Origin of the sequence: Neorhizobium sp. BETTINA12A (assembly GCF_023006485.1) — a bacterium.
Lineage (GTDB): Bacteria > Pseudomonadota > Alphaproteobacteria > Rhizobiales > Rhizobiaceae > Neorhizobium.
In genome coordinates this window covers 1-6,431 of sequence record NZ_JALBGW010000219.1, presented here as the reverse complement: position 1 = coordinate 6,431, position 6,431 = coordinate 1, and the positions used below count along the sequence as shown (strand labels likewise).

General features: G+C 57.1%; 4 protein-coding genes. All 4 read right to left on the bottom strand.

The annotated features are described in order from the left end of the window. Positions 1-1,086: 1,086 nt before the first annotated feature. Positions 1,087-1,527: a DUF3828 domain-containing protein gene (locus MOV61_RS27470; RefSeq protein WP_038542684.1), complete on the bottom strand. Its 441-nt coding sequence runs from the start codon at positions 1,525-1,527 to the stop codon at positions 1,087-1,089. Between the two features lie 113 nt (positions 1,528-1,640). Then, positions 1,641-2,603: a retron St85 family RNA-directed DNA polymerase gene (locus MOV61_RS27465; RefSeq protein WP_247138852.1), complete on the bottom strand. Its 963-nt coding sequence runs from the start codon at positions 2,601-2,603 to the stop codon at positions 1,641-1,643. After that, positions 2,603-3,553, bottom strand: a complete 951-nt coding sequence (locus tag MOV61_RS27460; protein ID WP_247138851.1) for a retron St85 family effector protein — start codon at positions 3,551-3,553, stop codon at positions 2,603-2,605. The genes MOV61_RS27465 and MOV61_RS27460 overlap by 1 nt, the downstream gene beginning before the upstream one ends. Positions 3,554-3,857: 304 nt before the next feature. Beyond that, on the bottom strand, positions 3,858-6,431 hold a 2,574-nt coding region (gene uvrB, locus MOV61_RS27455), incomplete at its 5' end, for an excinuclease ABC subunit UvrB (protein WP_309493864.1).

The window sequence follows — 6,431 nt, the reverse complement described above, 5'->3', positions numbered from 1 at the left end:
GGCACGCGCGGCGCCGGCAGATCTGCGGCATGCCGAGAGCATCGGCGAGGCGGCGGCTGACGCGGTCTTCGAGCGGTGCAGGCTGCTCGCTGGGTAGTCGTTCTTCGGGCAATCGCTTTGTGGCCATGGGTTCCTCGGTCTGTCTCGGCATATGGAGGGGAAGGGCGGGATCCATCGGACACACTCTTCCCTTGGCGATCCTCGGTTTTCGCTTCGTCATCCTCGGGCGAGCAAAGCGAGACCCGAGGATCGGACGGGGCGCTGAAAGCTGCCTCGTAAAGTAAGTAATAAGTGACACCTCTCAGCGCCCCGTTCGGCGGTTTATGCCCGCGACTTCGGTCCCTCTGCGATGACGGGGGTTGTGGGAACGGTTGCGTGCCCCTCCGAAAGAGGGCGTCATGCACGCTCGCAGACCAGGATGCCGCAGGCCATGACTGCCGCCCGGCATCGTCTTCCACCTGCGCCGCACAATCCGGGTTTTTGAAAAACCCTCGGACGCCGCGCGACGCTACCCCATCACCCTGTGTGCCTCACAGGCACGCCCGACGCACCATGACGGAAAACGAAACGAGAAGTCGGTCCGACAGCTTCTCACCCGTCCCGCGTCGCCGGAGGGAGACCATTTTCCGCGGACCCGAACGCCAAGGTTTCGCGTCTTGCCCTTGACGTCCGCGCCGGTCCCGCCTCGCCGGCACGCCTGCCGGTGTATCCGCGACGGAACGGGGGGATTTTAGGCACGGGCCGGGAGGGCGGGGATGGGAGAGGACGTGGATTGGGGTTAAGCTGCTGAAAAGGTTGGAGGAGATGTTCGGCAGCATCCCCGTATCGGACAAGGCGAAATGCTAGCTCTCCTCCTCATCCCTGTGCTTGTCACAGGGATCCAGCCGCCGTGCGTCTGCACGGCGAGAGGATATTTTTCGGGTCGAGGGCGAGGGAAGTAGAGTCTTACGCGCCGCCGACGCGGCGCTGCTGGATTCCTGTGACAGGCATAGGAATGAGGAAGGAAAGGTACCGCCGAAAGGCCGCGGGGGAGAAGTCCGGGCCGGAAAAAGGAGAAGTGGGGCCCCGCCGCGTAAAACCCGCCCCCTACTGCCCCAAAAGGTCGCGAAGGCTCCAGGGGTCGTCGCCGGACTGGTCGGCGATGTCGTCCACCTTCCAGCCGCCGTTTTCGCGCACCAGCGTGTAGAAGAGCGTCGCCGAGCGCTTGCCGTTGCGGAAGGACACTTCCAGTTCGGCCCTGTTGCCGAGGACGATCGGCGGGGAAAGCTGGACATTGCTGGCGACGCCGTCCTGCCCGGCAAGGATCGGATCGAAATCCACCGCCTCACCATTCGCCGTCAGGCTCTCGTTGAGCGCATCGGAAAAATAGGCGGAATAGGGCGAGGGCGCATCGTCCTCGGCCGGGTCGATCGTGTCGGCATAAAGGGATTTGATCAGCGCCTGCGGCGATTTGTAGACCCGCGCCTCGGCGCCGGCCGCAGCCAGCAGGGAAAACAGCAGTCCAAAGACGATGGCCGGCATGCGCATGGATGAGTCGTTCCCCGTTTGGATGTGAGGGGATGTTTAGGGGATGGAGGGGTGGAAGGATAGTGGGTGGTGGGGAAGTTGGGGAACCCAGGCGGATGCAAGAAGCGGTGAGGTTATTGAGGGAATTCAATATCGCGCTGGCGAGGAGGCAAATGGAGTTGCCGAATAATACTAATCTGTTCCTCCCCGTATTTGCGTATCATCCGCTCGAGAAAATCCGGCTCACAGTCATAAGCAAATGCCAAATACCCCTTAAGTTTTCCCGCATCCTTCTCAGATAGTTGTCCAATGGAATATTTATGAATCATCGAAGAGATCATTCTCTTGCGATCGCGTCCAATCGAGATTTCCTCGTCTGGTGTGATGTTTAGACCGGTAATATTACGTCTATGAGCAGTCGTATATAACCCACGTTTATCGCCGTTAAAAGTAAGCTTGGGGTATTTTGACTTGGCAATTGCACTCTTAAGGCGCTTCTCCAATAGCAAAACGGTTTCAATTTTGTCTGCAGACAATGTGATATCGTCGGCATAGCGCGTGTAGGTTGCGCCAATTTTCTCTGCAGATCGCGTGAGTTTTTCGTCCAAGTCAAACATTATCAGGTTCGATAGGACTGGTGATGTTGGTGCGCCGATTGACAAACAGGCGGGTTTAGAAGTACCGCGCCCCCAAAACAATACACGTGTGCAGAGGCCTACATCATCTTGTGACAAACTATGAAAATTTTCCTGTGCGTATAGTGTCCAATCCCTTGGCTTTATGCTGTGAAAAAAATCTTTGAAGTCACATTTGAGAATAACTCTATTATTTCTATGAATAGAAGCATTATTTTTTATCGAGGCCCCGTTTTTGTAAGCTGTTGCTGAGGCGTGAATTGTCCCTTTGCTTAAAATATTGGCTTGAATATAGCGTTGAATGACTTTGAGGTCGCGAGAGGGCTGAGCTATCAGGCGTTCTCCACCTGATTTCTTTGCGATGGTGAATTGCTTGTAGCGTGCGGGACTAGTCGCGATAATTCGACGTAAGTCAGGGGCGCTCAGCCCCGTAAAAAACAAGAGATCCTCAAATAGCGACATCAATCGGCCTCCATTACCGACGCGACATGACGAAGCACATGAGTAGGTGGTCGCAAATCTCTTTTAACGGCCTCTGTAACCTCCAGTTTTCTTCTGACTGTATCTCGATCAGCCGTTTGCGCTTTATAGCTGTAACGGGCAAAAGGGTCTTGTTCAGTAAGAGGATGCCAGTATGCTTTGTTGCTATAGGTATATTTGTCAATCCACCCTGCTATTTTCATGCAATATAGTTTATTTTTCACCTCTTTTTGAGCTATGTTGTTTCCCATATCTAGAAGATATCGATGTAATTCAGAGATACCAATTGCTCTTGAGAGATGGATAACCCACAATATTTTTATAAAAAGAGAGAATTCGGTGCTGTTTCTTAAAAGAAATTGCGTTGGTCTTGATTTTATTTGATTGTTAATAAACTTTTGAATTTCATGAAAATGGCTACTAACGGAGCTTTTAATAATCTCGCCGTCTCGCCTAGTTCTCCAGGGAAAAGCAGCTATTCGCGCCTCATCTTCCGTCAGAACCTTTTGAATTGGCCCAAATCTAACGAAGGATTCCTGCTCAAAGTGAGCTGTGGTCATTATTACGGATAACGCAGGCCGGATTTGGTCAGACGTAGCAAACGCTCCAAGTTCGGCCAAAGAGCCGGCGCTTTCTGCAATGAGAAGAACCATCGAAGAAATAACCGCAATATCTTCTTCAAAGGTGATGAGGTCTGAATATTCTGTATCTCGATATAGTTGATTGGCTTCCTCCGCCAATACTATTTTTGCTTTTATCTTGTTTTGAAGTCCCCGTGTCTTGAGAAGATATTTTCTCAGGCTGGCGGGTTTTCCGTCCAACCCTGCCATATGTCCGCCGCACAGAAAAACAAACGGCTTGACTCTACGGACGTGCACAGCGTCGAGATCGATGTCGTTATATAAATTTAGCAACGGTGCTGGCAGGGGCAATTAGAACTCTTTACCTCTGAAGGCGGGAAGAAGATCGAGAGTTCACCGGTGGTAACGAGGCGCAAGCCGAGAGGTGGACTCTCGAGCTTCTTCCTGCCGATAAACGCTCACAATGTCATTACCGTCTGGCTTAACGCCCGACGGAACCATCACCAAAGTGATGGCTCAAAACGCGTAAAGAGTTGTGAGATGATACTGTGTATTATTCAACTGTCAATTGATCCGAGGGGCGAGAACACTCTATTTTTAAACTATCGGCTGGCTTCCATTTTATGGCAGTCAGAAGTCCTCAATCAACGATAGTTCACCGCCCAGGCCGCCCGGTCTTCCCCTTCGTCCGGCTCTTCCGCTTCTGCTCGCCCGCATCCTCATAACTTCCCGCACCGACCTTGCCGCGCACGAGGGGGCGGGGGTCGTCGGTGGATCCTCGGGTCGGGCCCGAGGATGACGGCGGAGAGGTTGCCGATGACGGCGGAGAGGTTGAGGATGACGGTTTTGGCGGAAGCTTGCCGGTGACCGGTTTTTCGGTGCGGCCGACGGTCATTTCGTCGAGGTCGTTCTTGCGGAACAGCGATGGCTTGGCGGGCTCGGATATGTCGCGGCCCATGTCGTCGAGGTTGGGTTTGGCGAAGAGGGATTTGGCGTTGGGAGCAAGATCGCCCCCCTCTGGCCTGCCGGCCATCTCCCCCACGGGTGGGGAGATCGACTCGCGGCGGGGTTTTGCTCCGCCTTTGCCGTTTCCAGCCTTGCCACTGCCGCCTTCGATGGCGCGGGCCTCGTCGCGGGCGATCGGGTCGTCCATGACGGCGAGTTCGGCGGCCTTGAGGCGTTTGATTTCGTCGCGCAGGCGGGCGGCCTTTTCGAAGTCGAGGTCGGCGGCGGCGTCGCGCATCGATTTTTCCAGCGCATTGAGATGGGCCTGCAGATTGTTGCCGACCAGGTGGCCGCCATCCGCAAAGCCCTTGCCGGAGACGCCGGAAATGTCGGCGCGGACGTGGTCGCGCTCGTAGACCGAGTCGAGGATGTCGGAGATCCTGGCCTTCACCGATTCCGGTGTGATGCCGTTGGCGGTGTTGTATTCCATCTGCTTTTCGCGGCGGCGGGCGGTTTCGTCCATGGCGCGCTGCATCGAGCCGGTGATCTTGTCCGCATAGAGGATGACCTTGCCATCGACGTTACGCGCGGCTCGCCCGATGGTCTGGATAAGCGACGTCTCCGAGCGCAAAAATCCTTCCTTGTCGGCGTCGAGGATGGCGACGAAGGCGCATTCGGGAATGTCGAGGCCCTCGCGCAGAAGGTTGATGCCGACCAGCACGTCGAAAGCACCCAAGCGAAGATCGCGGATGATCTCGATGCGCTCCAGAGTGTCGATGTCCGAGTGCATGTAGCGGACGCGCACGCCCTGTTCGTGCAGGTATTCGGTCAAATCTTCGGCCATGCGCTTGGTGAGCACCGTACATAGCGTGCGATACCCCTTGGCGGCGGTCTCGCGGATCTCGCCGAGCACGTCGTCGACCTGGGAGCGGGCAGAGCGGACTTCCACCGGCGGGTCGATCAGGCCCGTGGGGCGGATCACCTGTTCGGCGAACACGCCGCCGGATTGTTCCATCTCCCAGTTGCCGGGCGTGGCCGAGACGGCGACGGTGAGCGGGCGCATCGCATCCCATTCCTCGAAGCGCAGCGGCCGGTTGTCCATGCACGACGGCAGGCGGAAACCGTATTCGGCGAGCGTCGCTTTTCGGCGGAAGTCGCCCCGGTACATGCCGCCGATCTGGCTGACCGAGACATGGCTCTCGTCGATGAACAGCAGGGCGTTGTCGGGGATGTATTCGAACAGGGTCGGCGGCGGCTCGCCGGGATTGCGGCCGGTCAGGTAACGCGAATAGTTCTCGATGCCGGCGCAGGAGCCGGTCGCCTCCAGCATCTCGATATCGTAGCGGGTGCGCTGCTCCAGCCGCTGCGCTTCGAGCAGGCGGCCGCCCTTTTCGAGTTCGGCGAGCCGCAGCTTCAGCTCTTCCTTGATCGCCTTGATGGCGCCGTTCAGCGTCGGGCGCGGGGTGACGTAGTGCGAGTTGGCGTAGATTTTTACCGACTTCAGGTCGCCGACCTTGTGGCCGGTCAGCGGGTCGAACTCGGTGATCGCGTCGATCTCGTCGCCGAACATCGAGATACGCCAGGCGGCATCCTCAAGGTGGGCCGGGAAGATTTCGATCGTGTCGCCGCGCACGCGAAAGGAGCCGCGCACGAAATTGATGTCCTGGCGCTTGTATTGCTGGGCCACCAAGTCTGCCAACAATTGACGTTGATCCAATCGGTCGCCGACCGACATCTGGAAGGTCATCGCCGTATAGGTCTCGACCGAGCCGATACCGTAGATGCAGGAGACCGAGGCGACGATGATGCAGTCGTCGCGCTCCAGCAGCGAACGGGTGGCGGAGTGGCGCATCCGGTCGATCTGTTCGTTGATCGAGGATTCCTTCTCGATGAACGTGTCGGAGCGCGGCACATAGGCTTCCGGCTGGTAATAGTCGTAATAGGAGACGAAATATTCGACAGCGTTGTCGGGGAAGAAGTTCTTGAACTCGGAATAGAGCTGCGCGGCCAGCGTCTTGTTGGGGGCGAGAATGACGGCCGGGCGCTGGGTCGCCTCGATCACCTTGGCCATGGTGAAGGTTTTTCCCGAGCCGGTGACGCCGAGCAGCACCTGGGAGCGCTCGTTGTCGTTGATGCCGGCCACCAGGTCGCGGATGGCGGTCGGCTGGTCGCCGGCGGGCTCGTAGTCGGAGGACATGCGGATGGTCACGCCGCCCTCGGACTTTTCCGGCCGGGCGGGGCGGTGCGGCGTCCACAGCTTGCCGTCCTTGAACAGCGGATTGCC